This is a genomic window from Streptomyces sp. NPDC093984 (genome assembly GCF_044764595.1).
Classification (GTDB): domain Bacteria; phylum Actinomycetota; class Actinomycetes; order Streptomycetales; family Streptomycetaceae; genus Streptomyces; species Streptomyces cynarae.
The window spans coordinates 1548966-1575189 of the sequence record NZ_JBIWIM010000001.1; the positions used below are offsets into that span (position 1 = coordinate 1548966).

The window sequence follows — 26224 nt, forward strand, 5'->3', positions numbered from 1 at the left end:
GCCGACAGGCAGGACGCAACCGTCGGTGCAACCCCCGTACGAGCCCTCTTCACCTCGCTGATACCGGGCTCTTCACCTCCGGGCGCTCGACGTTCATGATCTCCTCCTAGCGTCCTTCCGTGCATGTGGCAGAAGTGAAGCCGTCGACAAGCGCCCGCTGGGTGCTCCCACTGGTGGCACGGGGCGAGGACGAGCCGGACGGGGCTCCCGCACAGTGGCACCGCGTTCTCACGTTGCTCGCGAACATCAGCCTGCTGATCGGCACGCGCAACGTGTGGAACAGCGCCGCCAGCCATCAGCCGCCGATCGCCGCAGTGATCTCCGTCTGCTACGCGTCGATCCTGGTGACGGGCGTCCTGACGCTGGTGGTGCGGCGCAGCCGCTCGCTGGCGCGCCTGGATCTCGTGGTCCTGGTGACGGCGATCACGCTCGTCTACTGCGCGGCCGGCGCGCTGCACGACTACAGCGACGAGTCGATCCTCACCATCCAGGCCGCCCGCGAACTGCTCCACGGCAACCCGGTGTACGGCCAGGCCTGGCCCTGGCTGTTCGGGCACCACAGCACCGTCGCCTACACCCAGACGGTGGACGGCGGCTACGACTTCACCTACGGCTATCCGCCGCTGACCGCGATCCTCACCGCGCCGCTGCTGTGGATGGGCCACGGCGCGCTGCCCGAGGTCCTGGTCCCCACGACCGCGATCGTGCTCGGCACGATCGTCATGTGGAAGATGCTGCCGACGCCGTGGCGCTCGGCGGCCACCATGGTCTGCCTGGGCTTCGGCATGATCCCGATGTACGCCCGGCTCGGCTACCCGGCGATCGTCGCGCTGGCGTTCCTGATCCCGGTGGTGGTGCGCTGGACGCGGATGGGCACGGGCGGCCCGGCCGACTGGGCGCGGGCGGCCTGCCTGGGCGCGGCCTGCGCCAGCCAGCAGCTGCCGTGGTTCCTGACGCCGTTCCTGCTCGCCGGCGTCTACGCGTTGCGGCGCGGCGAGCTGGGGGCGCGCGGGGCAGCCCGCGCCGTGGGGCGGATCGTGGGCATCGCCGCCGGAACGTGGCTGCTGATCAACGCCTACTTCATCGTGACCGAGCCGCGCACGTGGATCGAGGGCATCGCGCTGCCGCTCACCCAGGGCGCGATCATCCACGGCCAGGGCCTGGTCGGCATCTCCCTGTACTACACCGACGGCAGCGACCGCCTGTCCTGGTACTCGCACGCGAGCATGCTGCTGGCGGCGGGTCTGCTGGCGCTGTTCGTGCTGTTCGTGCGCCGGCTGGGTCCGGCGGCGACCGTGCTTCCCTGGTGCGCGTTCTTCCTGGCGACCCGTTCGCAGGACGGCTACTACCTGATGATGACGCCGCTGTGGCTGGCGGCCGCGGTCACCGTGCCGCCCTCCGCGTTCGCCACCGCCTGGCAGCCCCGGCTGCTGCACGGCCGGCGGACGGCCCGCGCGGTGCTGGCCGGCGCCCTGGTCGCGCCCGCCCTGGTGGCCGCGGCGGTTGCGGCGACCGGTAAGCCGCCGCTTCGGATGCAGGCCGTCGGCTCGACCCGGACGACGCCTCAGACCGTCAAGGCGCTCACCGTCCGTGTGCACAACACCGGCGACTCCGCCGCCGAGCCCCACTTCGCGGTGACCACCGGACAGGGCGTGAGCCGCTATTGGAAGGTGCTCCAGGGCCCGTCGTCCGTGGGCGCCCACACCTCGGCGACGTACCGGATCCAGGCGCCGGGCAAGGGCTTCGCGGTGCCCAAGGAGGGCACCCGTATCCGGCTGCGGGCCTTCACCGCGTCGCCGATGACGCTGTCGAGCCAGGACATCCACCTGGCAGCGCAGAAGGTCCCGCCCTCGCACAAGAAGTGACCTGTCGTCAGGTCACCTGTTTGAGCAGCTCGTTCACCACGGGGTCGATCACCCGGTAGCGGACGATCCGCCCCTCCTTCTCGCCCGCCACCACCTCGGCCGTCCGCAGCAGCCGCAGCGCCTGCGAGACGGCCGGGTCGTTCATGCCCGTCGCCACCGCCAGGTCCGAGACGGCGAGCGGCCCGGCCCGGTGCAGGGCCAGCAGCAGGGCGAGCCGGCCGGGGTCGGCCAGCAGCGAGAAGCGGTCGGCCCAGGTGCGTACGGCCTCGGGTGCGCCGATGGCCTCGATGGCCTCGCAGACCCGGTGGCCGTCGATGGTGCGCCTGTCGGCGCGGTCGGCGGGGACGAGATGCATGCGCACATTCTCCCAGGCGCCCCTGTGTGATCTTCGATACCTCCGGATACCTGCCCAACTATGCAGTCTTGCAGGCGTCGCCGCCCCCGCCCTAAGGTGGCCGGGCCGTGGTGTTCGGGAAGACCGGTGAAAGTCCCCAGGGACTCAGGCCGGAGCGGCCCTCGCCACTGTGATCGGGGAGTTCCCGTCCCGTGCCGCCCGCCTCCAGCGGGTGGCGCCACTGATCGCGGCGGGGCCGGGGAGGTACGGGTGCGTTCCCGCGTCGTTCGGTGCGTGCTATCGGCGTGTTGGAAGTAGGTCTTCGTAGCGGAGCTACGTGGGCCTTCCTCCGGTGCGGCGAGAGTGCGTGCCGGGCGGCGTGGGGCGTGCTCGCACCTCCCCGGCCCCGCCAGATCGGGAAGGTAGGGGCGGGCGCGTTGATCCGTCAGCCAGGAGACCGGCCACGGCATCTCACGAAGTGATCCACGAGGTGCTGGAGCGTGACCGTATGACCCTGACCGACCCTGCCCTGCCCGAGGCCGCCTCCTACCGTTGGCGGCGCGAGGACACCCTGCGGACCGCCGGGCTGCTGGCGGTGATCGCCGCCCTGCACGTGGCCGCGTTCGGCGTGCTGTTCCTTCTGGTGGTGCCCGAGCACTACGAGATGGGCTCCAAGGCGTTCGGCATCGGGCTCGGCGTCACCGCGTACACGCTGGGCATGCGGCACGCCTTCGACGCCGACCACATCGCGGCCATCGACAACACCACCCGCAAGCTGATGGCGGACGGCAAGCGTCCGGTGTCGGTGGGGTTCTGGTTCGCGCTCGGGCACTCCAGCGTGGTGGTGGTGCTCGCCGCACTGATCGCCGGGGGCACCCAGCTGGCCGGGCGGCTGATGAACGAGAACTCCCGTACGCACCAGGTGCTCGGCGTGCTGGGCACGACGATCTCCGGCTCGTTCCTCTATCTCATCGCGGCCCTCAACCTGGTGGCGCTGATGGGCATCCTGCGGGTGTTCCGGGCGATGCGCGCGGGGACGTACGACGAGCAGGAGCTCGAAGCCCACCTGGATTCCCGGGGGTTCATGAACCGGATCCTCGGCCGCTTCACCAGGTCCATCAGCCGCCCCGGGCAGATGTTCCCGCTCGGCTTCCTGTTCGGCCTGGGCTTCGACACCGCGACCGAGGTGACGCTGATGGTGATGGCGGGCAGCGGCGCGGCGGCCGGGCTGCCCTGGTACGCGATCCTGTGCCTACCGCTGCTGTTCGCGGCCGGGATGAGCCTGTTCGACACCCTCGACGGCACGTTCATGAACTTCGCCTACCAGTGGGCCTTCTCGAACCCGGTGCGCAAGGTGTTCTACAACCTCACCATCACCGGGCTGTCGATCGCGGTGGCCTTCCTGATCGGCACGATCGAGCTGGTCGGGGTGCTGCACGACAAGCTGGACCTGCGGGACGCGGTGACGGGCTGGATCGCCGGACTCGACCTCGACAACGTGGGCTTCGTCATCGTCGGGCTGTTCGTGGTGGTGTGGGCGGCGGCCCTCACGTACTGGCGGCTGGCGAAAGTCGAGGAGCGCTGGGCTCCCCGCCCCGCCGACGGCAGGTGACGCCGGCGGGGCGGGGGGCCGGTCACTCGCCGCTGGAGGAAGCGGAGGCGCCGCTGCGGCCGCGGGCGATCGCGAAGCCCGCGGCGGCCAGCCCGAGCACGCCGACGACCAGACCGGCGATGCCGAGCCCGCGGGCGGTGGAGTCACTGGTGGCCGCGGCCTTCGTCGTGTCGGCACTCGGCTTCTCCTCGGTGCCCGCTGGTGCCGCGGTGGAACCGCCGCCCTCCGCCGCGCCCTTGGCGGTCAGCTGGAGCACCGGCGCCGGGTTCTCCGGCTCGTCCTGCCCCTTCTGGGCCTCCTCGATCCAGCGGACGACATTTCCGTCGGAGTAGGTCTGCAGCGTCTTGAACGTCAACTGGTCGGCGTTCTCCGGAAGTTGGCCGAAGGCGACGTTGAAGTCCTGGTACTGGCCGTGCCGGATGCGGCCGCCGGTCCAGGTGATCTGCGAGACCGCGTCGGTGATGGTGCCGTCGTCCGTCTTGACCGGGGTCTTGAGCTTGGTGGTGGTCACCTGCGCCGTCCAGCCGTCCGGCGGGCTGACCAGCACGCCCAGGATCGGGTGGTCGGTGGGCAGGAAGACCTGCACCTTGGTGGTCGCGGCGGTGTCCTCCTCGTTGGGCACCCGGAAGGTCAGCACACCGTCGGTGGCGCCCTTGGCGTAGCTCTCGGGGTGGACGGTGACATGGGCGAAGGCCGCGCCGGCCGCGGTGAGGACACCGGCGGCGGCGAGCGCGGCGACGGTGGTGGCGCGGCGCAGGGTGGTACGCATCGGGAACATGAGTGGGCAAGCTCCGTACTGGTGCTGGGTCTTGGGGGGTCTCAGACGGTGTACGGGACTGCCGGGGGCGGCCCGCGCCGGTGGAGGGCGTGGCGGAGCAGCGCCTGTCCGGGGAGCCGGCGACGGCGGGCGTACGGGCGCGGCGGCCTGACGTACTCGGGCAGCGGTGCCGTACGCCACCGGACGGCGAGGCGCGGGACGAAGGCGGCGGCCTTGCGCAGCAGCGACCACAGGGCGGCCTCGCCGCGCCGCAGACACCAGGAGGCCAGCAGGGCGGCGGCCAGGTGCGCGACGACGGCGTGCGAGGTCATGGCGTGCGGCGGGGCGGCCATGGGCATGTCGTGCGCCATGCCCGGCATGTCCATCGGCATCTGTGCCGGCCCGGCGGCGTCGAAGGCGAGATGGAGCCCGCCCTGGACGAGGAGCATCGCGAGGGCGATGCCGGGCAGCGAGCGCTCGCGTCCGGCGAGCGCCGCACCGGCGGCGAACACGGGCAGGAACCCCGCCGCGTCCGCCCACACCGGCGGCACCGCGCCGGTGGCCAGCGTGTGTCCGCCGACGGCGAGCAGCACGCACACGACGGCGAACACCGCCGCGCGCAGGCTCCGCACCGCCCAGGACACGTCCATGGGGTGGGATCCTGCCACGCGGACACCCGCGATCAGGTCCGTTTCCGCAGATCCGGCGTGCCGCGGCGCCGCGGGGGCGCGTTGCGGAGGGGGTGGCGCGGGCGCCTATCGTGGCGCGCATGCAGTCCTACACAATCGGCCAGGCCGCCCGGCTGCTCGGGGTGAGTCCGGACACCGCGCGACGGTGGGCGGACGCGGGGCGGGTCGCGACCCGGCGCGACGAGAGCGGGCGGCGCGTCATCGACGGCAGGGACCTGGCCGCGTTCTCGGTGGAACTGGCGCGCGGCGGCACCGGCGAGGAGGACGCCCCCTCGTACACCTCGGTCCGCAACGCCTTCCCGGGGATCGTCACCGCCGTGAAGCTGGGTGACGTGGCCGCCCAGGTGGAGATCCAGGCGGGCCCGCACCGCCTGGTGTCCCTGCTGACCCGGGAGGCCGTGGAGGAACTGGGCCTGGAGGTCGGCATGGAGGCCACCGCCCGGGTGAAGTCGACGAACGTCCATATCGACACGGCCTGAGACCGTGGCCCGACGGCACCTCCGTACGAACGTGACGACCGCACACGCCAACCCGATCTGCGGGCAGACCGGCTTTGTGCGATGCAGCAGACCACTTTCGGGTCGCATCTGCGCCAGTATGATCGGCGTATCGGAGGGTGCCCCTGCTCCCTCCCGGACGAGCAGAGGGAGTGGACCCGTGATGACCCGTTCCGCGCGCCGGCCCCGCCGGATGGTGCAGGTCGCCGGTGCGGGGGCCGCCGCGCTGCTGGCCCTGAGTGCCTGCTCCTCCTCGTCGGGTTCCCCCAAGACGGCGGCGTCCGCCGCGGCCCCGTCGCCGAAGCCGTCCGGCACGGTCACCGTCTTCGCCGCCGCATCCCTCAAGGAGAGCTTCACGACCCTGGGCAAGCGGTTCGAGAAGGAGCACCCCGGCACGAAGGTGTCCTTCAACTTCGGCGGCAGCGACACCCTCGCCGCGAGCATCACCGGCGGCGCACCGGCGGACGTCTTCGCCGCGGCCAGCCCCAAGACGATGGCGATCGTGTCGGACAAGAAGGACACGGCCACCGCCCCGGTGACCTTCGTGCGCAACCAGCTGGAGATCGCCACCCTGCCGGGCAACCCGGACAAGGTCTCCTCCCTGAAGGACCTCACCAAGTCCGGACTGAAGGTCGTCCTGTGCGACAGGACCGTGCCCTGCGGGGCCGCCGCACAGAAAGCACTGGCCGCGAGCGGTCTGAAGCTGACCCCGGTGTCGTACGAGCAGGACGTCAAGAGCGCCCTGAACAAGGTGGAGTTGAAGGAGGCCGACGCCGCGGTCGTCTACCGGACCGATGTGCAGGCGGCGGGTGACAAGGTGCAGGGCGTGGAGTTCCCCGAGTCGGCCAAGGCCGTCAACGACTATCCGATCGCCCTGCTGAAGGACGCGCCCAACGCCGAGGCGGCGAAGGCGTTCATCGCGCTGGTGACCTCCGCCGAGGGCCGCAAGGTGCTGACCGAGGCCGGGTTCCTGCAGCCGTGACCCGGATCGACGCGCCCGAGGCCGCGGCCGACACCCTGGTGGGCGGAGCGCGGCGCGGTCGTGTCCGCCGGCCCGGTGTTCCGCTGCCGCTGCTGCTGCCCGCGCTCGTGGGCCTCGCGTTCCTGCTGCTGCCGCTGGTGGCGCTGCTCGTGCGGGCTCCCTGGCACACCCTGCCGGACCAGTTGACCAGCGCGGAGGTGTGGCAGGCGCTGCGGCTGTCCCTGGTGAGCGCCACCGCGGCGACCGCCGTGAGCCTGGTCCTCGGGGTGCCGCTGGCCTGGCTGCTGGCCCGCACGGACTTCCCGGGCCGGGGATTCGTGCGGGCCCTGGTGACCCTGCCGCTGGTGCTGCCGCCGGTGGTGGGCGGCGTGGCCCTGCTGCTGGCGCTCGGGCGCAACGGCGTGGTGGGGCGGTGGCTGGACTCCTGGTTCGGGATCACGCTGCCGTTCACGACGGCCGGGGTGGTGGTCGCCGAGGCGTTCGTGGCGATGCCGTTCCTGGTGATCAGCGTCGAGGGCACGCTGCGGGCCGCCGACCCGCGCTACGAGGAGGCCGCGACGACACTCGGCGCGTCCCGCTTCACCGCGTTCCGCCGGGTGACGCTGCCGCTGATCGCGCCGGGCGTCGCGGCCGGCGCGGTGCTGGCGTGGGCGCGGGCGCTCGGCGAGTTCGGGGCGACGATCACCTTCGCGGGCAACTTCCCGGGCCGCACGCAGACCATGCCGCTGGCCGTCTACCTGGCCCTGCAGAACGACCCGGCGGCGGCGATCGCGCTGAGCCTGGTGCTCCTCGCGGTGTCGATCGCGGTCCTGGCGGGGCTGCGGGACCGCTGGATGACGGCGTCATGACCCACACCGACCGGGCCACCCCCCGCAGCACCGCCACCGACGTGCGCGGCGACGGCCTCGACGCGCGGATCGTCGTCGAGCGTGGTTCCTTCCGGCTCGACGTGGCGCTGGCCGCCGCGCCCGGGGAGGTGGTCGCGCTGCTAGGGCCCAACGGCGCCGGGAAGACCACCGCCCTGCGCGCGCTGGCCGGACTGGTCCCGCTCTCCGGAGGTCATCTGCGGCTCGACGGGGCCACGCTGGAGCGCACTCCGCCCGAAGGGCGCCCCGTCGGTGTCGTCTTCCAGGACTATCTGCTCTTCCCGCACCTGTCGGCGCTGGACAACGTGGCCTTCGGCCCGCGCTGCCGGGGCGCGTCCAAGGCCGAGGCGCGGGCGGTCGCCGCAGGGTGGCTGGAGCGCATGGGGCTCGCCGAGCACGCGGGCGCCAAGCCGCGCCGGCTCTCCGGCGGCCAGGCCCAGCGCGTCGCGCTCGCCCGGGCGCTGGCCACCCGGCCCCGGCTGCTGCTGCTCGACGAACCGCTCGCCGCGCTCGACGCCCGCACCCGGCTGGAGGTGCGGGGCGGGCTCCGCCGCCATCTCGACGAGTTCGATGCGGTGGCCGTGCTGGTCACCCACGATCCGCTGGACGCGATGGTCCTGGCCGACCGGCTGGTGGTCGTGGAGCACGGCCGGGTCGTCCAGGAGGGCACCCCCGCCGACATCGCCCGCCGTCCGCGCACCGACTACATCGCCCAGCTCGTCGGTCTCAATCTGTACCGGGGGACGGCGCAGGGACACACCGTACGGCTCGACACCGGTTGCTCGATCACCACTACGGAGGATCTGTCCGGACCCGTCTTCGTGGCGTTCCGCCCGAGTGCGGTGACCCTGTACCGGGACCGGCCCGACGGCTCCAGCGCGCGCAACCTGTGGCGCTGCGAGGTGGCGGGGCTCCAGACGCACGGCGACCAGATCCGCGCCGACCTCACCGGTGAGCTGCCCCTGGCCGCGGACCTGACCACCGTCGCCGCCGCCGAACTCGGCCTGCATCCGGGCGCCACGGTGTGGGCCACGGTCAAGGCGGCACAGACGCACGCCTATCCGGCCTGAGACGCGGACCGAGACGTATTCGGCCTGACGCGCGGGCCGAGACGTGTCCGGCCGGAAGCGCGGGCCGAAAGGTTTCCGGCCTCAGACGCGGACCAGGCGTATCCGGCCTCAGACGCGGGCCGAGACGTGTCCGGCCTGACGCGCCGTCCGGAGACGGCCCGCGCATCCCGCTACCGTGGGACCGGCCAGGACACAATCAGCCATTCTCCACATTCCGCGAGGGCCGCCCATGAACCTGAGCATCCGCAACCAGATTCCCGGCACCGTCACGTCCGTCACGCCGGGCGAGGTCATGGCGGCCGTCAAGGTCAGGCTGGACGGGGGGCAGGACGTCACGGCGGCGATCACCGCGGAGGCCGTGGACGAGCTGGACCTCGCTCCGGGCGCCTCCGTGTACGCCCTGGTCAAGTCCACGGAGGTGGCGCTGGCCACCGCGGCGGTGGAGGGCGTCTCCATCCGGAACCAACTGCCCGGTACCGTCGACCGCGTCATCACGGGCGGGGCCATGGCGTCGGTGAAGGTCACGATCGTGGGCGGAACGCTCACGGCCGCGATCACCAGGGACGCCGCGGAGGACCTCGGCCTCCTGCCCGGCTCCTCGGTCGTCGCGCTGATCAAGTCCACGGAGATCTCACTCGTGACGCCCTGAAGGGAACGTTCGCCACCCGATCATCGTCTACAGTTCCGTAGACGTCTACATGAATGTAGTCAGCCGCCGGGTGACGCCGCGTCGCGCCCGGTCTCCGCACCGAAGGGCTCGCGACGATGGCCACCTCCTTGTTCCTGGGATCACAACTAGCGGTGAACGTGCTGGACGCCCAGTCCCTGCTCGCCGCTTTCGGGGTGCTGGGCGTGGGTGTGGTGATGTTCGCGGAGACCGGCCTGCTGATCGGATTCTTCCTGCCCGGCGACTCCCTGCTGTTCACGGCGGGCCTGCTGTGCACCGGCTCCGGGCAGCAAGGGGTGAAACTGTCGCTGCCCGCGCTGCTGGTCGCCGCGGCCGTGGGCGCGCTCGCCGGGTCGCAGTGCGGTTATCTACTCGGCCGCAAGGCGGGCGGCGCGCTGCTGGCCCGCAGCCGCTCGGCCCGCCTGCACGAGGGTGCGCGCCGCGCCGAGGAGCTCCTGGAGCGGTACGGACACGCGAAGGCGATCGTCCTGGCCCGCTTCGTCCCCGTGGTGCGCACGGTGCTGAACCCGATGGCGGGCGCGCTGCAGGTGCCGGTGCGGACCTTCACCGTCTGGCAGGTGGCCGGCGGCCTCCTCTGGAGCCTCGGCCTCACCCTCGCCGGGTACGCGCTCGGCTCGTCGGTGCCGAACGTCGACAAGTACCTGCTGCCGATGGTCGCGGTGATCGTCCTGGTCTCCCTGATCCCGGTCGCCCTGGAGGTCCTGCGCTCCCGCCGGGCCGCGAAGGCGGGCATCCGCGGATGACGTACTCCTTCGACGGCGCCCCGATCGACGGCTGGGCCTACACGGACGTGGTGGACCTGGCCCGCCGTACCCCCTCCTGGCTGGACGCGCTGGTCTCCGCCTGGTCGACGTACGGGCTCGGAGTGTTCGCCGTGCTGATGGTCCTCGCCTGGTGGCGGGCGCGCCGCACCGGCTCCGGGGCCGCGCTGCCCGCCCTGGCGGTGCCGCTGCTGGTGGTGCTGGCCTACGCCGTGAACTCCGTGCTGAAGCTGCTGGTGCGCGAGGACCGGCCCTGCCAGAGTCTGCACGTGGTCACGCTGGAGGCGTGTCCGGCGCCGGGCGACTGGTCGTTCCCGAGCAACCACACGGCGATAGCCGCGGCGGCCGCCGTCGCCCTGTTCCTCGTCTCGCGCCGGATCGGGTACGTCGCTCTGGTGGCGGCCGGTGCGATGGGGGTCTCCCGGGTCTGGGTCGGCGCCCACTACCCGCACGACGTGGTGGCCGGGTTCGTGGTCGGCGCCCTGGTCGCGTCGCTCACGATGGTCCCCCTGAGCCGCCGCCCGGACGCCCTGGCCCACCGCCTGGAGACCACTCGGCTGCGTCCCCTGCTGGTGGCGTCCACGGCGACCGACCGGGACACGGCCCCCGAGCGGACGGGCACTCCCACGTAGATCCGGGACCGTGCGCCACAGGTTTCGTCGTCGACCGCCCGGCGGGCACCACTGTCACAGCACCCTGCGCCGTACCAGCAGGCCCAGCACCAGCAGCCCCGGCAGCAGCGGCAGCCAGACCGTCAGCAGGCGGTAGCCGAGGACCACGGAGGCCGCCGCTGAACCGGGCGCGCCGCTGAGCGAGAGGGCGAGGGCGAGGGCGGCGTCCAGACCGCCGATGCCGCCCGGGGTCGGCAGCAGGACCGCCGCGCTGCTCGCCACGAAGTAGGCCAGCGCCACCCGCCCGGGCGGCAGCGGCACGGCGAGGGACCGGGTCACCGCGATCACCACCAGCGCGTGCAGCGACGCGAAGGCGAGCGAGCCGCCCCACAGGGCCAGCGCCCGCCCGGGCAGCCGGTGCACGGCCCGTACGTCCGCCAGCACGGCCCCGGCGGCACGGCGCACCGGCCCGATCAGCAGCAGCCCGAGCGCGGCGGCCACCAGGGCGGCGGCCACCACCAGAGCGGTGGAGGCGCGCGGCAGGCGCAGCAGCCCGGGCCCGGCGAGCGCGAGGACGGCGATCAGCGCGCCGCGCGCCATGCCCCCGGCGGTGGCCTTGACGGCGAGCGCGGTCGCCGAGCGGGTCACCGGTAGCCCGCAGCGGGTCAGGAAGCGCAGGTTGACGGCGCCCGCGCCGACGCCCGCGGGCAGCAGGTGGTTGGCGGCCGACGCGGCGAACTGCACCGCCACCAGCCGCCCGCCGGGCAGCGCCTCGGGCACCGCGCCCTGCTGGGCGAGCGCCGAGCACGCCCAGGTCGCCGTCGCGGCCGTCGCGCCGAGCACCAGCCAGCCCGGGTCGGCACCGGTGAGCCGGTCCGCGCCGGACGCGATCACCGGCCAGTGGCTCAGGGCGAGCAGGGCAGCGGCGGCGAGCACGGCGAGGGTGAGAGCCGCCTGCCAGTGGGCGCGGCGGCGCAGGATCCCGGCCCCGGTCCGGGCGGTCGCCGCCACCTGGGTGTCCGGCGCCGCCTCGGTGGCCGTCGGAGGACTCATCCGCGTCCGCCCCTCGCCGTCGGCGAGACGAGGATGCGGACGCCGTCGACGGTGTGCGCCTTCCAGCCGCGGGTGTACGAAGGCGGGCGGCCCTCGGGGGCGCCCAGGTAGGCGACGGGGATGCGCCCGGCGGTGCTCGCGATGCCGGCGACGGTGGTGTTGGCGTTGTGGCCGCTGGTGGCGGCGGAGGCGCAGCCCGCGTAGAAGGCGATGGGGACGGCCTCGTTCCCGGTGAGCAGGCAGGGCGGACGGACCCCGAGCCGGTGCAGTTCGGCTGCGGTGCGGGACCAGCCGCGGTGGTCGGCGGTGGCACGGGCCACCGTGCGGTGCAGCACCGCGAACTGGACCGCCAGGTGCCCGGCGAGCCCGATCGCCACCAGCGTCGCGGTGACCGGGCGCCACCGGCCGTCCCGCCCGGTGACCAGGTGCAGGAGCGCGTCGGCGACGGGGAGCGCGAGCAGGGCGTAGGAGGGGAGCAGGAAGCGGGGCGCGGCGTAGCCGATGAGGAAGAGGTACGGGAAGGCCGCCGTCGCCGCGCACGCCAGGGGCACCAGGGTGCGGGAAGGGGGTGCCGGGCGGCGGGCCCTGAGTGCGACGGCCGCCGCTAGCACGGCGAGCAGGGGCAGCACGAACCACCAGGCGGTCACCGCCGGGTTGGGCAACGGGCCGGCGCACGGGCGGCACAGGGCGCGCCCGCCGAGGCTGCGCAGTTGGTCGCCTATGGCGATGCTCCAGCCCAGGCCGCCCTGTATCCGGGAGCCCTCGGCGATGCGGTGTGTGAGGCCGCCGTAGTCGGCGTAGGCCTCGATGATCCACTCGGTCGCGCCGGCGACGAGCCCGCCCACCAGGGCCAGCAGCAGCCGCAGCCGGCGCCACCGGGGGAAGAACAGCGCAAGAGCCAGCAGCGGAGCGGTGATCCAGACACCGTCGGTGGGCCGCATCCACGTCATCAGCGCCGCGCCCGCGGCGAGTCCCCACAGGGCCGCCCGGTCGGTGCTGTCGGCGTGGGCGCGCAGGAAACAGCCGGTGGCGACCAGGGCACCGATCGCGACCCAGTAGTTGGGCATGACCTGCGGGCCGTAGAACAGGGTCACCCACAGGCTCGCGAACAGGGCGCCTCCGAGGGCGAGGACGCGGGGCGGGAACAGCCCCCGCCAGACGTGCAGCGCGACGAACAGGGCGGCGGAGGCGAGCACCGCCAGATAGACCCTGAGCAGTGCGGTGGAGGAGGACCACCAGGTGACGGGGGCGACCAGCAGGGATATGCCCCGCGCGCGAGGGGCGCTGAAGTACGCGGCGGGGGCGTGGGCGCTGATCTGGCTGACATAGACCGTCTCGTCCCAGCCGAGTCCCATGCCCGGCCGTACGAGGACGAGCTGGGCCAGCGCGAAGGCGCCCGCGACCGCTGCGATCAGGCTCTGGCCGCGGTCCCGCCACGACATGCCGGCGACCGACGGCGCTGCGAGCCGGCGGACGCCTGCGAGCGTGGTGCGCGAGCTGTTGGCCATGACCCACCTCTCACCCCTACGGGCCGCAGGGGCATCACACCCTACAAGTCGTAGGGTCGACGATGGAAATCAGGAAAGAAGCAGGTAAAACACGGACAAGCTAACGCGCGCGGCCACGGGGTGCAGCGCGAAAACGGCGGTCACCCGGCCTGCCCGTGGGCGGCTTTGCTCCGATGGAGTGAACCGGGCCATGGCGGTGCACGGGCGGCACGACTCCGCCCCACCACTGACGAGCCCCCTACGCGCTGTAAGGTTGCGGGCATGGCCGGCAGAGGCCCTGGGGGCAGGGCGGAACGACGCAGCAGCGGTGAGCTGGAGAGCGAGGTGCTCGCCACGCTGTGGGCCACCGAGGAGGCGCTCACCCCGGCCGAGATCCAGGCCGAGATCGGCGGCGGCCTCGCCTACAACACCGTGCACACCATCCTCAAACGGCTGTACGACAAGGGGTTGGTACTGCGGGACGTGGACGGGCGGCGCGGCGCGTACCGGCCCGCGAAGAACGCGGCCGAACTGACCGCCGAGGCGATGCACGAGGCACTGGACCGCGGCCCGGACCCGATCGCCACGCTCCAGCAGTTCGTCTCCGGCCTCAGCCCCGAGGAGGAACAGGCGCTGCGCGACCTGCTCGGCGGGCGCCCCCTCCCCGAGGCTGGTGGCGCATGAAGATCGACGTCTACCTCCCGCTCCTGCTGTCGCTGCTGCTGGCCGCCCTGAGCCCGCTGGTCGGCCGGCGGGTGGCGCCCGCGCTCGCGGCCCGGGTGCTGACGGTCTCCGCCGTGTTCACCGCGGCCGCCACCGTCTGGTCGCTGGTGCTGCTCGCGATCACCCTGGTGGGCCAGGTGCCGCCGGTCGCCGCGGACGCCCGCGAGGACGGCCACCGGCTGCCGGACCCGGTCCCGGAGGCGATCGCCGTCGCCGCGATCCTGGCTCTCGCAGGGGTGGCCCTGCGCGTGTACCGGGCCGTCCGCACGGAACGCGTGACGCGCCGCACGCTGCGGGCACTGTGCGCCGGGCAACCGCCGGACACGGAACTGGTCGTCGCCGCCTCGCCCGTGCCGCGGGCGTTCGCCATCCCCGGCGGTGGCGGCGCTCCGGACCGGATCCTGGTCACCTCGGCGATGCTGAGCGCGCTGGAACCGGCGGAGCGCCGGGTGCTGCTGGCGCACGAACGGGCCCATCTGACCCACCGGCACGCGCTCCTGTCGACGGCCGTGGCGCTCGCCACTGCGGCCGACCCCCTGCTGGCGCCCGTCCGCAGCACCGTGACGTTCCTGGTGGAGCGGTGGGCGGACGAGCGGGCGGCCGACGCGGTCGGGGACCGTGGCACCACGGCCCGAGCCCTGGCGCGCGCCGCGCTCAGTGCCGGGCGCCGTGCTCCGGTGTGCGCGTTGACCTTCACCGACCGCGCGGTCACCCGCCGCATCGCGGCCCTCCAAGCGGGCCCGCCCCCGCACCTGTGGCCGCTGGCCGCGACCACACTGGCGCTGGGCGCCCTGCCGGCGCTGGGGGCGGCGGACGCCACGGGGGATCTGCTGCGACTGCTGGGGCACGCTCCGGTGTGACACGGCTCAGCCCGTCAGGCGCCTGACGCTCAGTCAACTTCGAGTCGCCGCCTCGGGAGTTCAGCGGTACGTGTCGCTCTCCCCCACCGGGCGGGCCGAGGCCGTCTCCCCGGGGGCCGCCTGGATCAGGCGCTGCGCCGACGGCTCGGCCGTGGCGGACCGCGCGGTGTCGCCGTCCTCCTTCATGGCCTTGGCCTCGCTCTTGAGGATGCGCATCGACTTGCCCAGCGCGCGAGCGGTGTCCGGGAGCTTCCTGGAGCCGAACAGCAGGATGATGACGATCGCCACGATCAGCAGGTGCCAGGGTTCCAGGCCGTTGCGGAGCATCCCCGCCCACCCCTTCCCTTCCTCGGACCGGGGTGCCCGCCGGGCGCATGGCACCACCTGAGATTATTGCTACATTGCGCAACTGTACAACCATCAGGTGGGGCCGGTCGTCCCCTCCGTATGAGTCTCACGGATGAGGGCGCAGCCATGCCGACGAGCCGCCAGGCCACCCCGTCCCGCCACCGCCGCGGGAGCGAGTCCCCGAGCCACCGCGGCAGTGCCGCACGGCGCCGCAAGCGGGGCACACTGCGCATAGCCCTGGCCGTCGCCCTGACCGTCGTGGTGCTGGGTACGGCCGGCCTGGGATGGATCTACCTCAAACTGAACGGTGACATCGACACCTTCGACGCCGGGGGCCTGTCCAAGAACCGGCCCGAGGCCGGGGCGTCGAAGGGCGAGAACGTCCTCGTCATCGGCACGGACGCGCGCACCGACGGCAACTCCGCGCTCGGCGGCGGCGACAGCAACGACATAGGCCGCTCCGACACCACCTTCCTGCTGCACATCTACGCCGACCACCGGCACGCCGTCGCCGTCTCGATCCCCCGCGACACACTGGTGACCATCCCGCCGTGCAGGCTCCCGGACGGCACGTGGACCAAGGCGCAGCCGAACACGATGTTCAACGCGGCCTACTCGGTCGGGGAGACCGCCAAGGGCAACCCCGCCTGCACGCAGAACACCGTCGAGAGCCTCACCGGGCTGCGCGTCGACCACACGGTCGTCGTCGACTTCAAGGGCTTCGCGGCCCTGACGGACGCGGTCGGCGGGGTGCAGGTGTGCGTGCCGCAGGACGTGTACGAGAACGATCTGAACCCCAACCTCAGCACCCGGGGCACGCTGTTGTTCAGGAAGGGCGTGCAGACCGTGTCGGGGCAGAAGGCCCTGGACTACGTGCGCATCCGGCACGGCATCGGAGACGGGTCGGACATAGGCCGGATCAAGCGGCAGCAGGCGTTCGTGGCCGGCCTGATCAAGAAGGTGAAGAGCGACGGCCTCACCCCGGCCAACCTGCTGCCGCTCGCCGAGGCCGCCACCAAGTCCCTGACCGTCGATCCCGGACTCGGTTCGGCGAACAAGCTGATCTCCTTCGCCATGTCGCTGAAGGACGTCGACCTGCACAACACCAAGTTCGTCACCATTCCCTGGCGGTACGTCGGCGAGCGCGTGGCGATCGTCGAGCCGGACGCGTCGGAGCTGTGGGCCGGACTCAGGGCGGACCGCACGATCGACGGCAAGGACGCCGCCGGCACGAAGGGCAAGGCCGCCGCCTCCGCCTCACCGAGCCCGAGCGCGGACGTTTCCGGGGCCGGCATCGACGTCACGGTCTACAACGGCACCACCACCGGCGGCCTGGCCTCCCGCGCCGCGGCGACCCTGACCCGGCACGGCTTCACGGTCACCGGCACCGCCAACGCGAGCAGCCAGGACCACGCCACCACCGTCATCGAGTACGGCGCGGGCCTGGAGACCCAGGCCGAAACGGTCGCCCGGCTCTTCCCCGGCGCACAGCTGAAGCCCCTCACCGGCGCGGGCATCGATGTCGTCCTGGGCCGGACCTATGCCACCGTCACCCCCTCGGCCTCCCCCACACCCACCGCCCTGCCCTCCTCGGTGGCGGCCGACGCCCGCTCCGCCGACGAAAACCCGTGCTCCGACCTCTCGTACGGGTGACAGAACGTCGGGGTCTTTCGTCGGGGGTGCCCCCACGCCGTCAAGGCAGTGGGGGGAGTGCGTGCCAGGGCCCGCGAGCCCGGCGTGATCCAAACGAGAGGCCTAGGCGCCGACCGCCTGGCCCGCCTTCGTCCAGTTGGCGTGCAGGCGGTCGAGGTAAGAGCGGGCCTGGGTACCCGGGGTCGCTCCGCGCGCGAAGGCGAGCATGTTGCCCACGCCGGCGTTGTAGCCGAGGGCCAGCAGGTCGTCCTTGGTGTAGGAGGCGGGCCAGGTGGCGGGCAGTTGCGCGGCCAGGTCGTGCAGGTACCAGGCCGCCGACTCGACGGCCAGGTCCCGGTCGTCGGGCAGTTCCTCCCAGCGGCGGCCGGCGAAGTCCCGGCCCCGTTTGACCGCGTCGAAGGTGGCGCGATGCATGTTGGCGATGCCGAAGGAGGCGTCCGGCTTGTACTTCTGCCAGGCCCGTTCCAGGGCCGGATCGTGCGGTTTGTAGGCCTCGTTGTAGAGGATCGCCATCAGCAGCCGGGCGTCGACCCCCGCCTGGCGGGCACGGGCCCGGACCTGCGGGGCGTAGTCGGCCGGGTCGTACGCCGACGCGCTCTTCGACCCGGACGGGCTCGGAGAGGGGGACGCGGAGGACGGGGTGGGGGCGGGGGTGGACGCAGCGGCCGGGGGCGGCGCGCTGGACTGCGGGGTGCCGGCGGCACGGACGATGACGTACAGGGCGAGGGCCAGCACCAGCACGGGAAGCCACTTGCGCCGCAGCCGGGACTCGGCCATCTCTCGCCCCTCTCCCCCTGCTCCTTCGCACCCGGGGAACCGGCGGGCACCCGACGCACCGCGTGCCCGTACCGAAACGTACTCCCGCCCCTTCTACACCCGGCGCATTAAGGCCCGTGTGAGCGACAGTCGGTGGCGTGCGCGGGGCGCGGGCCCCGAGGTCGGTCCCTCCGGTGCCGCCGCCCGCACCGTCAGTCCTCGTAGTAGTTGTTGACCACGACCTCCGGTTCGTCGTCGTCGAACGCCTCGTTGAGCAGCGCTCCGCCGATCAGTCCGGCCGCGCCCGCACCGATGAGCGCACCCGTGCCGAAGCGGCGGCCGCCCCCGTGCTGGTGGTGGTCCGCGTACTGGTCGGGGTGGCCCTGCTGCGGATACCCCTGCTGTACGGGCTGGGGGTAGCCCTGCTGCACGGGCTGGGGGTAACCCTGCTGGGGCGGGGTGTAGAACGGCGGGACCGTCGTCTGCACGCGCTGCGCACAGCCGCCGCAGGTCTGGATCTGCCGGGGCACGCCCCACTGCGGCGACCAGGTCACCGTCGTCGTGCCGGGTCCGTGGGTCGGGTCGAAGAAGCACGTCACGGGGGAACTCCCTGGGGGTTGCGGCGACGCGGTGACCGCCTGCGGCTGCGGGGCGGTGGTGGAGGCGGACGGGAACGACGGACCGGTCTTCGCTGCGGACTCCGGGACGGTGACGGGTGGCGCCGGGCTCGCGCTCTCCTTCAGCACGTTCACCCCGTAGTCGGTGGCGATGCCTGCCAGTCCGGCGGCGTAGCCCTGGCCGACGGCGCGGAACTTCCACTCCGCGCCGTGCCGGTACAACTCGCCGAAGACCAGAGCGGTTTCCGCGGACAGACCGGCGGTCGTGAGGTCGTAGCGGGCCAGTTCGGCGCCGCCGTCCTCGTCGACGACCCGGATGTGGGCGCCGCCGAGGTGCTCGAAGACCTGGCCGCGGGCCGGGGCGTCGTAGAGCGACACCGAGAAGACGATCTTCGCGACCTCACCCGGGACTCCCAGGAGGTCGACGTGGATCTGCTGGTCGTCCCCGCCGACCGGGCCGCCGCTGCCGGAGTGGCGGACCGAACCGTCCGGGCTGCTCAGGTTGTTGAAGAAGACGAAGTGCTCGTCGGACAGCACCTTTCCGTTCCGGTCGCACAGCAGTGCGCCGGCGTCCGGCTCGTAGCCGGTGTCCGCCTGCCAGCCCAGTCCCACCGTCACGGCAGTCAGGCCGGGGGCCTGCTTGCTCAGCGACACGTTGCCGCCCTTGGTCAGGGCCACACCCATCGACGTCCTCCACCGCCATGTCGTTGTCCGCGTCCACCATGATCGACGCTTCCGGACGCCCATCAGTTCCCGGATTGCGCAAGAGACAAAGCAAGCGAGGGCGACCGTCACCCGGGCGGCGCCATGCGGGCCCTCCGCAGGCGGACCGGGGGCATGCGGGCCATCACGATGCGTACCCCTTCGCCACGACCCGAGGACCTCGCCGCGGGCACGGCATCCGCATCGGCCCGGTCGCCGACGCCTGCCCTCGGCCCGGTCGCCGACGCCCGCACGGCCCGTTGCGCGGCTCGCCCGGTATGGGCGGGCCCGCCCAGGGATCCGCCCCCGACATCGCCGCCCGGGACCCGACGCGATCCGATCGGTGCCATCGCCCCGCGATCGGCGGCCCAAGGATTTTGACGATGCGTCGCGTGACGCCCACGAAATCGCGTTCAAGTGACTCTTAAGGCAACCGAGTTGACTGCCCGTCGACCGGGCCTTCGTGCCCGGGCGGCCGGCCTCCCGGTCCTGCGGCGACCTGATGCGGCGTCATCGGAGCGACGAGTGCGGCACATCGATGTCCGGACGCGCTCCCCCCCCCGCGTCCATTCGTGGTCGGACTAGTACTAACGGGTGTGCTGCCGACCGGGTTACTTTTCGGCCCGCAGACACCCGGAGGGAGTACGAGCTAGCTCGCTTGCCGTGTTCTGCGGTGGTGAGAGGCGGTCCTCGGGTTGAAGGTGATCACGTCACCGCTGCGATTTCCCGTGCCGACGTGGTGTCGGCCTTCGTGGTGGCGATGAAAGGACTACCTCTCATGCGAGCGACCCGGACCATGTTCGCCTCCGCGGCGATCGCCGCTGCCGTCGTGTTCTCCGCTCCCGCCGCGTACGCCCTGTCGGCGCCCGAGCTTCGGGCCGCGGACGGCGGTTCCTACGGCGGCGAGGAGCACGGCGGCCACAAGGGCAAGGAGCACGGCCACCACAAGGGCGAGGAATCCAAGGACGACGAGTACGGCGGCAAGAGCGAGGAGTACAGGGGCGAGGAGAACGGCGAGGAGTCCAAGGGCGAGGAGCACGGCGGCAAGGGCGAGGAGCACGGCGGCAAGGGCGAGGAGCACGGCGGCAAGGGCGAGGAGCACGGCGGCAAGGGCGAGGAGAACGGCGAGGAGTCCAGGGGCGAGGAGTCCGGGGGCGAGGAGCACGGCGGCAAGAGCGAGGAGTACAGGGGCGAGGAAAAGGGCGAGGAGGGCGACAACGACAAGGGCGGGGAGTCGAAGGGCAAGGAGCACGGCCGTTCGAAGGACAAGCCGCGCGGTGGGGTGAAGGCCGGTGGCGGCGCCCTGGCCATGGCCAAGCAGGAGGAGGGCGGCTGGTCGGGCGAGGACGAGCAGTTCTCGCAGGACGACGAGCAGGGCGGCGAGCGCGCCCATGGCGGCTCGCGGTCGCAGGGCGAAGAGGAGGAGGGTGCGAGCGGCAGCGAGGAGCGCGGGTCGAAGAAGCCCCGCGGTGGGGTGAAGGCCGGTGGCGGCGGGCTGGCGGAGTCCGGCAGCGGCCTGGCCGCGGGCTCGGTGCTGCTCCTCGGCGGCCTTGGCGCGGGGGCGTACATGCTGCGGCGCCGGGGCGCGTCGAGTGTCGCCGGTGCCTGATCGGCGGGCACTCGCCGATTGCTGCGCGGTCGCGGCCGCCATCGCCCTGGGAAGGGTGACGGCGTCCGCGGCTGCGGCGCTTGTGCCGGCCGCTGCCGGCACCTGAAGTACGACCCTCGCCCCCGTCGATGAAGAGGCATTGTCCGATGGCCCCCTCGCAGCCCACCCCACCGGATCGGCCGCGGAGCGGAACCGCGCCCCGCCGTACCGCCGGCCGAGCACTGCTGTGGCCGGCCGTGGCGGTGGGGCTGGGCGTTCTGCTCATCCACAACTCGCTGACCGGCACCCCGGCGGATCCCAAGCCGGCGGCCCCACCCGCGGTCGCGGTCTCGCCCGCGAATCTGGACCCTCCCGTGGACGCCGCTCCGCCCGTGGACGCCGCCCCGCCCGCGGCCGTCACCCCGGTGGCTCCGGGGCCGGACGCGACGGCAAGCCCTCAGAAGCAGGGGCTGCCGCGGTCGGCGCCGAAGCGGATCGAGATCCCGCAGATCGGGGTGGACGCGCCGTTCACGGAACTCTCCCTGGGGGCCTCCGGGCACCTGAACCCGCCGCCCGGGAACAACACCAACCTGGTCGGCTGGTACCGGGGCGGCGCCTCCCCGGGCGAGCGGGGCACGTCGATCGTGGTGGGGCATGTCGACACCAAGACCGGCCCGGCGGTGTTCGTACTGCTGCGCACCCTCAAACCGGGCAGCAAGGTGGACATCACCCGTACGGACGGCACCGTCGCCAGGTTCAAGGTCGACTCGGTCGAGACCTTCAGCAAGGCCGGCTTCCCGGACAGCCGGGTGTACGCCGACGCTCCGACCCCTCAGCTCCGGCTGATCACCTGCGGCGGCGACTACAACCGCAGCGCCCACGACTACGAGGCCAACGTGGTGGTGTTCGCCCATCTCGTCTCGGTCAAGCGCCCCGCGGCATGACCACGCGGCGGGGCGGACGGGCGGCCCGGGACACCTGGTGACCGGTCGTCCGTGACGCGGTGCTGTCCGCGCCCGCCTCCCAACCCGGCGCGGACAGCACCGTTCGTGTTGGTCGGTCAGTCGTCGAGGGTGACGACGACCTTCTCCGCAGCACCCGGCGTCAGTGCCGGCTCGAAGGCGCGGTCCGCCTCCGTGAAGGGCACACGGTGGCTGACCAGCTCGGCGAAGCGGTCCCGGTGCTCCACGAGTTCGGCGGACCTCGAAGATCTCGGTGGCACAGCCCTGGGACGCGATGAGGGTGAGCTCGCTGCGGAGCATGCCGCCCAGGTCGATCCCGGAGGGCCGACCTGCTCGCCAAGCTCCCCCACAACCGGCCCCGCCCGTCCGACCTGGACGCCACACTCGCCCGGCTGCGCGGCATCCGACACGGGGAATCTCAGTGAAGGGGCTGGCGTACCGGGGCGGACACCGGCTCCCTGTTACGCCGTGCATCGTGCAGGGTGGATGGTCCTTGCGAGCAGTCGCTGTGTCGAGCGGTCGCAGGGGGTGACCGTATGTCGATGCCGCCAGGACCTCGATGACGTGGGGCTGCGCCCATCGCAGGTCGCCGTAGCGGCTGAGAAAGCCTCTACGATCCGGTTGATCACCGAACCGGGGAGGGGACATGGCCGAGGGCCTGGAAACGGACGCAGTCGCCGAGAGACCGGTGGAGCTGGCCTACCGGCCGACCGTCGGCGAATTGGCGTCCGCACTGCGGGCACGCGCGAGGAGCACCGGCGCGGGACGCTTCCAGCGCCGGGCGCTGGTCTGGACGATGGCGGTCACGACCGTCGGCGCCCTGCTGTCGGCGGCCGGCTCCGGCCACCGGGACACACGGTGGCCGCTGTATGCGGGGGTGGTGGTCTTCGCCGCCTTCATGACCGCGGTGCCGTGGTTGCAGGCGCGCCACCTCCACCGGCTCTCCGAACGGCAGGGGGACATCCGCGGAACGGTCGACGACACCGGGGTGCGGCTCACCACCGCGCACAGCTCGGCCAGCGTCGACTGGCACCTCTACTCGCGCTATGTCGAGACGCCGGAGCTGTTCGTGCTTCTCAGCGCCGACAAGTCCGCGGTCGGCTTCGTCGTCCTGCCCAAGCGGGCCGTGGCGGACCCGGAGGAGGTGGACCGGCTGCGGGCGGTCCTCGACCGGCGGCTCCTGCGCGCGGACGCCGCCGAGGCGCCCGGAAGGCCACGGAGCCGGGGCCGGGCCGTCGGCCGCGGGGTCGGCTCCGTCGGACTGTTGCTGCTGGGGCTGCTGCTGTTCTTCTTCGCCTTCGCCGGCGTCCAACAGGCCGCGCACCCGGACCGCTTTCCCGGGATCCAGAACAACACCGCCCCGGTATCGGCCGTCATGCTGGGGCTGGGGACGCTTGCGGTCGCCGGGGCTTGGCGGCTCGTACGGCGGATGACGGCCATGCGGAGGGTGACCGCCGTGCTCGCCGTCCTTGTCCTGCTGGCCGGTGGCGCCGCCCTGTACCGCGTTGGGCCGATGCTCCACTGCTGGGGCTCGGACCGGATCGCCCGCGAGCCCGGGGGCGCCTACGTCTGCTACGACTTCTGAGCGGGCCACGGTCTCCGAGCGGGCCCTGCCCAGGACGCCAGCAGGCGCAGACCGTCGTGGGACGGCGTGCCGGGTTCGGCGGTCCAGACGATGATCTGCAGGTCGGGGTCGGCGGCCCAGGTGACGGCGTTCCAGTCGAGATACAGGTCCCCGACGACGGGGTGGCGCAGGTGCTTGGCCCCGGTGTCCCTGATCGCGACGTCGTGGGCGGCCCACCACCGGCGGAACTGCTCGTCCCGGACCGAGAGTTCGCCCACCAGGGCGGCCAGCCGCGCGTCGCCGGGGTTGTTCGCGTTGTGCATCCGCATCTGGGCGATGCCGAGCCGGGTGGCGCCCTCCCAGTCGGCGTACAGTTCGCGCATCGCGGGGTCGGTGACGAGCAGCCTGATGTAGTACCGCTCCTTCTCGGGGATCTCGGCGAAGTCGGTGATCAGGGCGGCGCCCATGGCGTTCCAGGCGACGATCTCGGTACGCGGCCCGATCACGAACGCGGGGGTGTGCGCCATGTCGTCGAGCATGCGCCGCAGCTGCGGCTGGACCTTGGGGCGCGGCCGGCGCCGGGGCGGGCGGGCGGATGACCCGTGTCCGGCCGGGGTGACGTGCGCGAGGCGCCATGTCACCTGGCCGACCTCCGGGTCGGTCATGGGCTCCAGGGACGTCCCGGCACCGGTGTCAGGCGTTCAGGACCCGGTCGACGACGAGGCTGTCGCCGGCCTGCTGCAGCTTGACGAGCTTGCCGTCGCGGGCGGTCCAGATGTGGACGAACCTGACGTCCGCGCTGTTCCCCTTCTTGGTCACCGCGTGGTAGTGGCCGAGGGCGAAGACGTGGCCCTCGTCGTCGGCGAAGTACTCTTCACCGACCGGGTAGAAGGCCTCGAAGTTCTCCATGAGCGGGCCGAAGAAATCCCGGCCCACGCTCTCCAGGCCGTGGTACACACCGCCGCCCGGGAAACCGGGGGTGATGTCCCAGACGAGTTCCGGGTCCATGACCTCCTGGAGGACCTCCGGGGCGGCCTTGGACTCGTAGACCTTGCGGACGAGGGCGATGTCGGCGGATGCGGACATGAATGGGTCTCCTTGAGGAAGTGACGCGTGCCGGGATGAGGGGCTGACCGTCAGGCCGCGACTGCGGCGCGGCCGGCGAGGAAGAACGCGGTCTGCTCGGCCACGCGGGCGCCGAGGCGCTCGGCGGTGGCGATGTCGGACTTGTGGACCGCGTCCGGCCCCGCGTCGACCGGCGTCTGGGCACCGGCGCCGACGAAGTAGCCCAGGCGGTTGAGGTCGTCCTCGCTGCTCGTGGTGGAGCCCCAGCCCGGCTGAAGACCCAGGCTGACCCAGTGCATGCCGTGCTGGGCGGCCATGGTGAAGAAGTAGCCCAGGGTCGAGGACTTGTCGCCGTTCTTGGCGCCGGAGTCGGTGAAGCCGGCAGCGATCTTGTCGGCCCAGGTCTGGGTGTACCACCGCTTGCTGCTCGCCTCGGCGAAGGTGTGGAAGGCGGCGGAGGCGGTGCCCATGTAGGTGGGAGCACCGAAGATGATCGCGTCGGCGGCGTCCAGCTGCGCCCACTGCTCGTCGGTGATCGTGTCCACGGCGATGGACACCACCTCCGCACCGGCGTCCGCGGCGCCACGCGCGACGGCCTCGGCCATGACGGCGGTGTGACCGTATCCCGAGTGGAATGCGACGGCGACATTTGGGCGGGGAGTGGAGGACTGGGAGGTATTGCTCCTCGAAAGGGAATGTGCGAGTCGCGCCCCTGAAGCATTGCACGGAATGCGGGTGCCGAAGGTAGGAAAGATTCGTCCCTGTTCGAGCGACGCCCAGAATGGCACGCTGCTGTTCACAGGCTCTCATTCACACACCGGGAATCCCATGCCGATTTCCTGTACAGCGGCCTTCCCGCAGCCCTTGCAGAAGAAATCCACGGCCCCGTCAGTTGATGGTGTCGGACGCCGACCGTTCCTGCCGGGCCCCCGCCCAGGAGGAGAGGAAGCGCAGCCCCTCGTGGGAACGCGAGCCGGGTTCGGCGATCCAGATGATGAGCTGCTGGTCGGGGTCGGCCTCGCAGGTGAGGGCGTCCCAGTCGAGGGTGAGTTCACCGGCGACCGGATGGTTGAACACCTTGATGCCGCCGGTGCGGGGTGCCACTTGGCGGCCTCCCCACCACTGGCGGAACTGGTCGTCCTGCACCGACAGCTCGCCGACGAGGACGGCCAGTCCCGGGTCGTCGGGACGGGCGGCGGCCCGTCGGCGCAGCACGGCCACGGCGTTGCGGGCGGAGTTCTCCCAGTCCGCGTACAGGGACTTCATGGCCGGGTCGGTGAAGAGCTGCCGGATGTAGTTGCGCTGCCGCTCCGGGACCTTCGTGAAATCGGTGCCGAACAACGCGGCGGCCATCGGGTTCCACGCCAGGATGTCCAGGTACCGGCCCAGGATCATGCCCGGGGTCACACTGAGCTCGTTCATCACCGTGCGCAACTGCGGCAGCACCTTCTGCGAAGCCCTCCGCCGCGGTCGGCCGACCTCTCTCCCGGCCAGCTCGAACAGATAGTCCCGCTGGTCGTCGCTCAGCTGCAGAACGCGGACGAGCGCGGACAGCACGGACGCGGAGGGGGTGATGCGGCCCTGCTCCAGGCGGGTGTAGTAGTCGGTGCTGATGGCGGCCAGCACGGCCACCTCCTCCCGGCGCAGGCCGGCCACGCGCCGCCGCCCGTCGGTGTCCGGCAGCCCGACCGCACGGGGGCCGAGCTCGGCCCGGCGGGCCTTGAGGAATTCACCCAGCTCGTTCAGGTGCGCACTGCTGGCCATGCCTGACAGTGTGCCACCGCCCGCCGGCCCGCAGGGTAGGACAGTTCTGTCCCTGGATAGGCCGCGCCCGAGATGGAATTCTCTTCCGTGCGGGCCCTGCGGCCGGTGACAGAGTCGAGGACGAGGCCCCCGGTGGCTTCACATCGACGGATTATATTCACCCCTGCTTCACCGTTACGGGGTGGGATTGTTTTTGCACGGCCCGGGTATTCGGTATTCCCTGCTTCGGGCTTCCGTATTCAGCGGTGCGCGCACGCCGCCGACTCACGTGCCGCGCACGCCGCTGATGACGGCGGAACCGCACCGTCCCGGCGCGTGGTCGCCGCGTGACCGGCCCCACCCGCTCCGAA

28 protein-coding genes are annotated in these 26224 nt (G+C 72.4%); 15 read left to right on the forward strand and 13 right to left on the reverse strand.

Annotated elements, in window-relative coordinates; genetic code table 11:
- The first annotated feature begins 161 nt into the window (after window positions 1-161).
- Window positions 162-1865: a hypothetical protein gene (locus ACIRC0_RS06940; protein WP_403612767.1), complete on the forward strand. Its 1704-nt coding sequence runs from the start codon at window positions 162-164 to the stop codon at window positions 1863-1865.
- Window positions 1866-1872: 7 nt separating this feature from the next.
- Here the strand turns inward: ACIRC0_RS06940 and ACIRC0_RS06945 are convergent, their stop codons facing one another.
- Window positions 1873-2220, reverse strand: coding sequence for an ArsR/SmtB family transcription factor (locus ACIRC0_RS06945; RefSeq protein ID WP_403612248.1), 348 nt, complete (start codon window positions 2218-2220; stop codon window positions 1873-1875).
- Between the two features lie 487 nt (window positions 2221-2707).
- Here ACIRC0_RS06945 and ACIRC0_RS06950 point away from each other — a divergent pair, with 487 nt between their 5' ends.
- Complete coding sequence (locus ACIRC0_RS06950; protein ID WP_403612251.1) at window positions 2708-3811, forward strand: HoxN/HupN/NixA family nickel/cobalt transporter; 1104 nt, start codon at window positions 2708-2710, stop codon at window positions 3809-3811.
- Window positions 3812-3833: 22 nt separating this feature from the next.
- On the opposite strand, the gene ACIRC0_RS06955 is transcribed toward ACIRC0_RS06950, so the two are convergent.
- A complete protein-coding gene (locus ACIRC0_RS06955) occupies window positions 3834-4589 on the reverse strand; it encodes a YcnI family protein (protein ID WP_403612254.1) in 756 nt (251 codons plus the stop codon).
- A 41-nt stretch (window positions 4590-4630) separates the two neighbouring features.
- Window positions 4631-5218 carry a hypothetical protein gene (locus tag ACIRC0_RS06960; protein WP_403612257.1) on the reverse strand — a complete coding sequence of 196 codons (588 nt, stop codon included), beginning with the start codon at window positions 5216-5218 and terminating at the stop codon, window positions 4631-4633.
- 119 nt (window positions 5219-5337) lie between these two features.
- On the opposite strand from ACIRC0_RS06960, the gene ACIRC0_RS06965 reads away from it, so the two are divergent.
- The 7 genes from ACIRC0_RS06965 (at window position 5338) to ACIRC0_RS06995 (ending at window position 10753) form a co-directional block, all read left to right on the forward strand.
- Window positions 5338-5736 (forward strand): molybdopterin-binding protein, encoded by a 399-nt coding sequence (locus tag ACIRC0_RS06965; RefSeq protein ID WP_403612260.1) that lies wholly within the window; start codon window positions 5338-5340, stop codon window positions 5734-5736.
- Window positions 5737-5917: 181 nt separating this feature from the next.
- Window positions 5918-6736, forward strand: a complete 819-nt coding sequence (gene modA / locus ACIRC0_RS06970) for a molybdate ABC transporter substrate-binding protein (RefSeq protein ID WP_403612769.1) — start codon at window positions 5918-5920, stop codon at window positions 6734-6736.
- Window positions 6733-7584: a molybdate ABC transporter permease subunit gene (gene modB / locus ACIRC0_RS06975; RefSeq protein WP_403612262.1), complete on the forward strand. Its 852-nt coding sequence runs from the start codon at window positions 6733-6735 to the stop codon at window positions 7582-7584. Before modA ends, modB begins: the two co-directional genes overlap by 4 nt.
- Window positions 7581-8672 carry an ABC transporter ATP-binding protein gene (locus ACIRC0_RS06980; RefSeq protein WP_403612264.1) on the forward strand — a complete coding sequence of 364 codons (1092 nt, stop codon included), beginning with the start codon at window positions 7581-7583 and terminating at the stop codon, window positions 8670-8672. Before modB ends, ACIRC0_RS06980 begins: the two co-directional genes overlap by 4 nt.
- A 229-nt stretch (window positions 8673-8901) precedes the next feature.
- On the forward strand, window positions 8902-9321 hold the full coding sequence (locus ACIRC0_RS06985; protein ID WP_403612267.1) for a molybdopterin-binding protein: 420 nt from the start codon (window positions 8902-8904) through the stop codon (window positions 9319-9321).
- Window positions 9322-9437: 116 nt separating this feature from the next.
- Entirely contained in the window at window positions 9438-10103 is a 666-nt protein-coding gene (locus tag ACIRC0_RS06990; RefSeq protein WP_403612270.1) for a DedA family protein, read from the forward strand.
- Window positions 10100-10753 (forward strand): phosphatase PAP2 family protein, encoded by a 654-nt coding sequence (locus tag ACIRC0_RS06995; protein ID WP_403612273.1) that lies wholly within the window; start codon window positions 10100-10102, stop codon window positions 10751-10753. Before ACIRC0_RS06990 ends, ACIRC0_RS06995 begins: the two co-directional genes overlap by 4 nt.
- Before the next feature lie 54 nt (window positions 10754-10807).
- On the opposite strand, the gene ACIRC0_RS07000 is transcribed toward ACIRC0_RS06995, so the two are convergent.
- Complete coding sequence (locus ACIRC0_RS07000) at window positions 10808-11785, reverse strand: YbhN family protein (protein WP_403612276.1); 978 nt, start codon at window positions 11783-11785, stop codon at window positions 10808-10810.
- Window positions 11782-13293: a hypothetical protein gene (locus ACIRC0_RS07005; protein ID WP_403612279.1), complete on the reverse strand. Its 1512-nt coding sequence runs from the start codon at window positions 13291-13293 to the stop codon at window positions 11782-11784. The genes ACIRC0_RS07000 and ACIRC0_RS07005 overlap by 4 nt, the downstream gene beginning before the upstream one ends.
- 261 nt (window positions 13294-13554) lie before the next feature.
- On the opposite strand from ACIRC0_RS07005, the gene ACIRC0_RS07010 reads away from it, so the two are divergent.
- Window positions 13555-13956, forward strand: a complete 402-nt coding sequence (locus ACIRC0_RS07010) for a BlaI/MecI/CopY family transcriptional regulator (RefSeq protein WP_403612281.1) — start codon at window positions 13555-13557, stop codon at window positions 13954-13956.
- Window positions 13953-14855 carry a M48 family metalloprotease gene (locus ACIRC0_RS07015; RefSeq protein WP_403612283.1) on the forward strand — a complete coding sequence of 301 codons (903 nt, stop codon included), beginning with the start codon at window positions 13953-13955 and terminating at the stop codon, window positions 14853-14855. The genes ACIRC0_RS07010 and ACIRC0_RS07015 overlap by 4 nt, the downstream gene beginning before the upstream one ends.
- A gap of 60 nt (window positions 14856-14915) precedes the next feature.
- Here the strand turns inward: ACIRC0_RS07015 and tatA are convergent, their stop codons facing one another.
- Window positions 14916-15182, reverse strand: a complete 267-nt coding sequence (gene tatA / locus ACIRC0_RS07020; protein WP_403612286.1) for a Sec-independent protein translocase subunit TatA — start codon at window positions 15180-15182, stop codon at window positions 14916-14918.
- Between the two features lie 147 nt (window positions 15183-15329).
- On the opposite strand from tatA, the gene ACIRC0_RS07025 reads away from it, so the two are divergent.
- On the forward strand, window positions 15330-16856 hold the full coding sequence (locus ACIRC0_RS07025; protein WP_403612289.1) for an LCP family protein: 1527 nt from the start codon (window positions 15330-15332) through the stop codon (window positions 16854-16856).
- Between the two features lie 102 nt (window positions 16857-16958).
- Here ACIRC0_RS07025 and ACIRC0_RS07030 read toward each other — a convergent pair whose 3' ends face one another.
- Window positions 16959-17633 carry a lytic transglycosylase domain-containing protein gene (locus ACIRC0_RS07030; protein WP_403612292.1) on the reverse strand — a complete coding sequence of 225 codons (675 nt, stop codon included), beginning with the start codon at window positions 17631-17633 and terminating at the stop codon, window positions 16959-16961.
- 191 nt (window positions 17634-17824) lie between these two features.
- Complete coding sequence (locus ACIRC0_RS07035) at window positions 17825-18913, reverse strand: TerD family protein (RefSeq protein WP_403612294.1); 1089 nt, start codon at window positions 18911-18913, stop codon at window positions 17825-17827.
- Between the two features lie 796 nt (window positions 18914-19709).
- Here ACIRC0_RS07035 and ACIRC0_RS07040 point away from each other — a divergent pair.
- Together ACIRC0_RS07040 and ACIRC0_RS07045 are read left to right on the forward strand one after the other, a co-directional pair.
- On the forward strand, window positions 19710-20540 hold the full coding sequence (locus ACIRC0_RS07040; protein ID WP_403612296.1) for a hypothetical protein: 831 nt from the start codon (window positions 19710-19712) through the stop codon (window positions 20538-20540).
- Between the two features lie 146 nt (window positions 20541-20686).
- Window positions 20687-21463 carry a class F sortase gene (locus ACIRC0_RS07045; protein ID WP_403612299.1) on the forward strand — a complete coding sequence of 259 codons (777 nt, stop codon included), beginning with the start codon at window positions 20687-20689 and terminating at the stop codon, window positions 21461-21463.
- 116 nt (window positions 21464-21579) lie between these two features.
- Here the strand turns inward: ACIRC0_RS07045 and ACIRC0_RS07050 are convergent, their stop codons facing one another.
- Window positions 21580-21708 carry a hypothetical protein gene (locus ACIRC0_RS07050; protein WP_403612302.1) on the reverse strand — a complete coding sequence of 43 codons (129 nt, stop codon included), beginning with the start codon at window positions 21706-21708 and terminating at the stop codon, window positions 21580-21582.
- A 419-nt stretch (window positions 21709-22127) separates the two neighbouring features.
- Between ACIRC0_RS07050 and ACIRC0_RS07055 the strand changes: the two genes are divergently transcribed.
- Window positions 22128-23066: a YcxB family protein gene (locus ACIRC0_RS07055; protein ID WP_403612305.1), complete on the forward strand. Its 939-nt coding sequence runs from the start codon at window positions 22128-22130 to the stop codon at window positions 23064-23066.
- Here the strand turns inward: ACIRC0_RS07055 and ACIRC0_RS07060 are convergent.
- The 4 genes from ACIRC0_RS07060 to ACIRC0_RS07075 form a co-directional block, all read right to left on the reverse strand.
- Entirely contained in the window at window positions 23054-23710 is a 657-nt protein-coding gene (locus ACIRC0_RS07060; protein ID WP_403612308.1) for a hypothetical protein, read from the reverse strand. The genes ACIRC0_RS07055 and ACIRC0_RS07060 overlap by 13 nt on opposite strands.
- 28 nt (window positions 23711-23738) lie before the next feature.
- Entirely contained in the window at window positions 23739-24131 is a 393-nt protein-coding gene (locus tag ACIRC0_RS07065; RefSeq protein WP_403612310.1) for a nuclear transport factor 2 family protein, read from the reverse strand.
- A 50-nt stretch (window positions 24132-24181) separates the two neighbouring features.
- Window positions 24182-24841, reverse strand: coding sequence for a flavodoxin family protein (locus tag ACIRC0_RS07070; RefSeq protein WP_403612772.1), 660 nt, complete (start codon window positions 24839-24841; stop codon window positions 24182-24184).
- Between the two features lie 157 nt (window positions 24842-24998).
- The gene (locus ACIRC0_RS07075; RefSeq protein WP_403612312.1) at window positions 24999-25874 is read right to left on the reverse strand and encodes a helix-turn-helix domain-containing protein; all 876 of its coding nucleotides are present in this window, start codon (window positions 25872-25874) and stop codon (window positions 24999-25001) included.
- Window positions 25875-26224 lie beyond the last annotated feature (350 nt).

What these genes read in the sequence shown, in the direction of transcription:
- ACIRC0_RS06950 (WP_403612251.1), top strand. Translation starts at nt 2,708, where the DNA reads ATGACCCTGACCGACCCTGCCCTGCCCGAGGCCGCCTCCTACCGTTGG.
- ACIRC0_RS06960 (WP_403612257.1), bottom strand. Translation starts at nt 5,218, where the DNA reads ATGGACGTGTCCTGGGCGGTGCGGAGCCTGCGCGCGGCGGTGTTCGCC.
- ACIRC0_RS07055 (WP_403612305.1), top strand. Translation starts at nt 22,128, where the DNA reads ATGGCCGAGGGCCTGGAAACGGACGCAGTCGCCGAGAGACCGGTGGAG.
- ACIRC0_RS07060 (WP_403612308.1), bottom strand. Translation starts at nt 23,710, where the DNA reads ATGACCGACCCGGAGGTCGGCCAGGTGACATGGCGCCTCGCGCACGTC.
- ACIRC0_RS06995 (WP_403612273.1), top strand. Translation starts at nt 10,100, where the DNA reads ATGACGTACTCCTTCGACGGCGCCCCGATCGACGGCTGGGCCTACACG.
- ACIRC0_RS07035 (WP_403612294.1), bottom strand. Translation starts at nt 18,913, where the DNA reads ATGGGTGTGGCCCTGACCAAGGGCGGCAACGTGTCGCTGAGCAAGCAG.
- ACIRC0_RS06985 (WP_403612267.1), top strand. Translation starts at nt 8,902, where the DNA reads ATGAACCTGAGCATCCGCAACCAGATTCCCGGCACCGTCACGTCCGTC.
- ACIRC0_RS06945 (WP_403612248.1), bottom strand. Translation starts at nt 2,220, where the DNA reads ATGCATCTCGTCCCCGCCGACCGCGCCGACAGGCGCACCATCGACGGC.
- ACIRC0_RS07000 (WP_403612276.1), bottom strand. Translation starts at nt 11,785, where the DNA reads ATGAGTCCTCCGACGGCCACCGAGGCGGCGCCGGACACCCAGGTGGCG.
- ACIRC0_RS07065 (WP_403612310.1), bottom strand. Translation starts at nt 24,131, where the DNA reads ATGTCCGCATCCGCCGACATCGCCCTCGTCCGCAAGGTCTACGAGTCC.
- ACIRC0_RS06990 (WP_403612270.1), top strand. Translation starts at nt 9,438, where the DNA reads ATGGCCACCTCCTTGTTCCTGGGATCACAACTAGCGGTGAACGTGCTG.
- ACIRC0_RS06965 (WP_403612260.1), top strand. Translation starts at nt 5,338, where the DNA reads ATGCAGTCCTACACAATCGGCCAGGCCGCCCGGCTGCTCGGGGTGAGT.
- tatA (WP_403612286.1), bottom strand. Translation starts at nt 15,182, where the DNA reads ATGCTCCGCAACGGCCTGGAACCCTGGCACCTGCTGATCGTGGCGATC.
- ACIRC0_RS07015 (WP_403612283.1), top strand. Translation starts at nt 13,953, where the DNA reads ATGAAGATCGACGTCTACCTCCCGCTCCTGCTGTCGCTGCTGCTGGCC.
- ACIRC0_RS07030 (WP_403612292.1), bottom strand. Translation starts at nt 17,633, where the DNA reads ATGGCCGAGTCCCGGCTGCGGCGCAAGTGGCTTCCCGTGCTGGTGCTG.
- modA (WP_403612769.1), top strand. Translation starts at nt 5,918, where the DNA reads ATGACCCGTTCCGCGCGCCGGCCCCGCCGGATGGTGCAGGTCGCCGGT.
- ACIRC0_RS07040 (WP_403612296.1), top strand. Translation starts at nt 19,710, where the DNA reads ATGCGAGCGACCCGGACCATGTTCGCCTCCGCGGCGATCGCCGCTGCC.
- ACIRC0_RS07025 (WP_403612289.1), top strand. Translation starts at nt 15,330, where the DNA reads ATGCCGACGAGCCGCCAGGCCACCCCGTCCCGCCACCGCCGCGGGAGC.
- ACIRC0_RS07045 (WP_403612299.1), top strand. Translation starts at nt 20,687, where the DNA reads ATGGCCCCCTCGCAGCCCACCCCACCGGATCGGCCGCGGAGCGGAACC.
- ACIRC0_RS07010 (WP_403612281.1), top strand. Translation starts at nt 13,555, where the DNA reads ATGGCCGGCAGAGGCCCTGGGGGCAGGGCGGAACGACGCAGCAGCGGT.
- ACIRC0_RS06955 (WP_403612254.1), bottom strand. Translation starts at nt 4,589, where the DNA reads ATGTTCCCGATGCGTACCACCCTGCGCCGCGCCACCACCGTCGCCGCG.
- ACIRC0_RS07075 (WP_403612312.1), bottom strand. Translation starts at nt 25,874, where the DNA reads ATGGCCAGCAGTGCGCACCTGAACGAGCTGGGTGAATTCCTCAAGGCC.
- ACIRC0_RS07005 (WP_403612279.1), bottom strand. Translation starts at nt 13,293, where the DNA reads ATGGCCAACAGCTCGCGCACCACGCTCGCAGGCGTCCGCCGGCTCGCA.
- ACIRC0_RS06980 (WP_403612264.1), top strand. Translation starts at nt 7,581, where the DNA reads ATGACCCACACCGACCGGGCCACCCCCCGCAGCACCGCCACCGACGTG.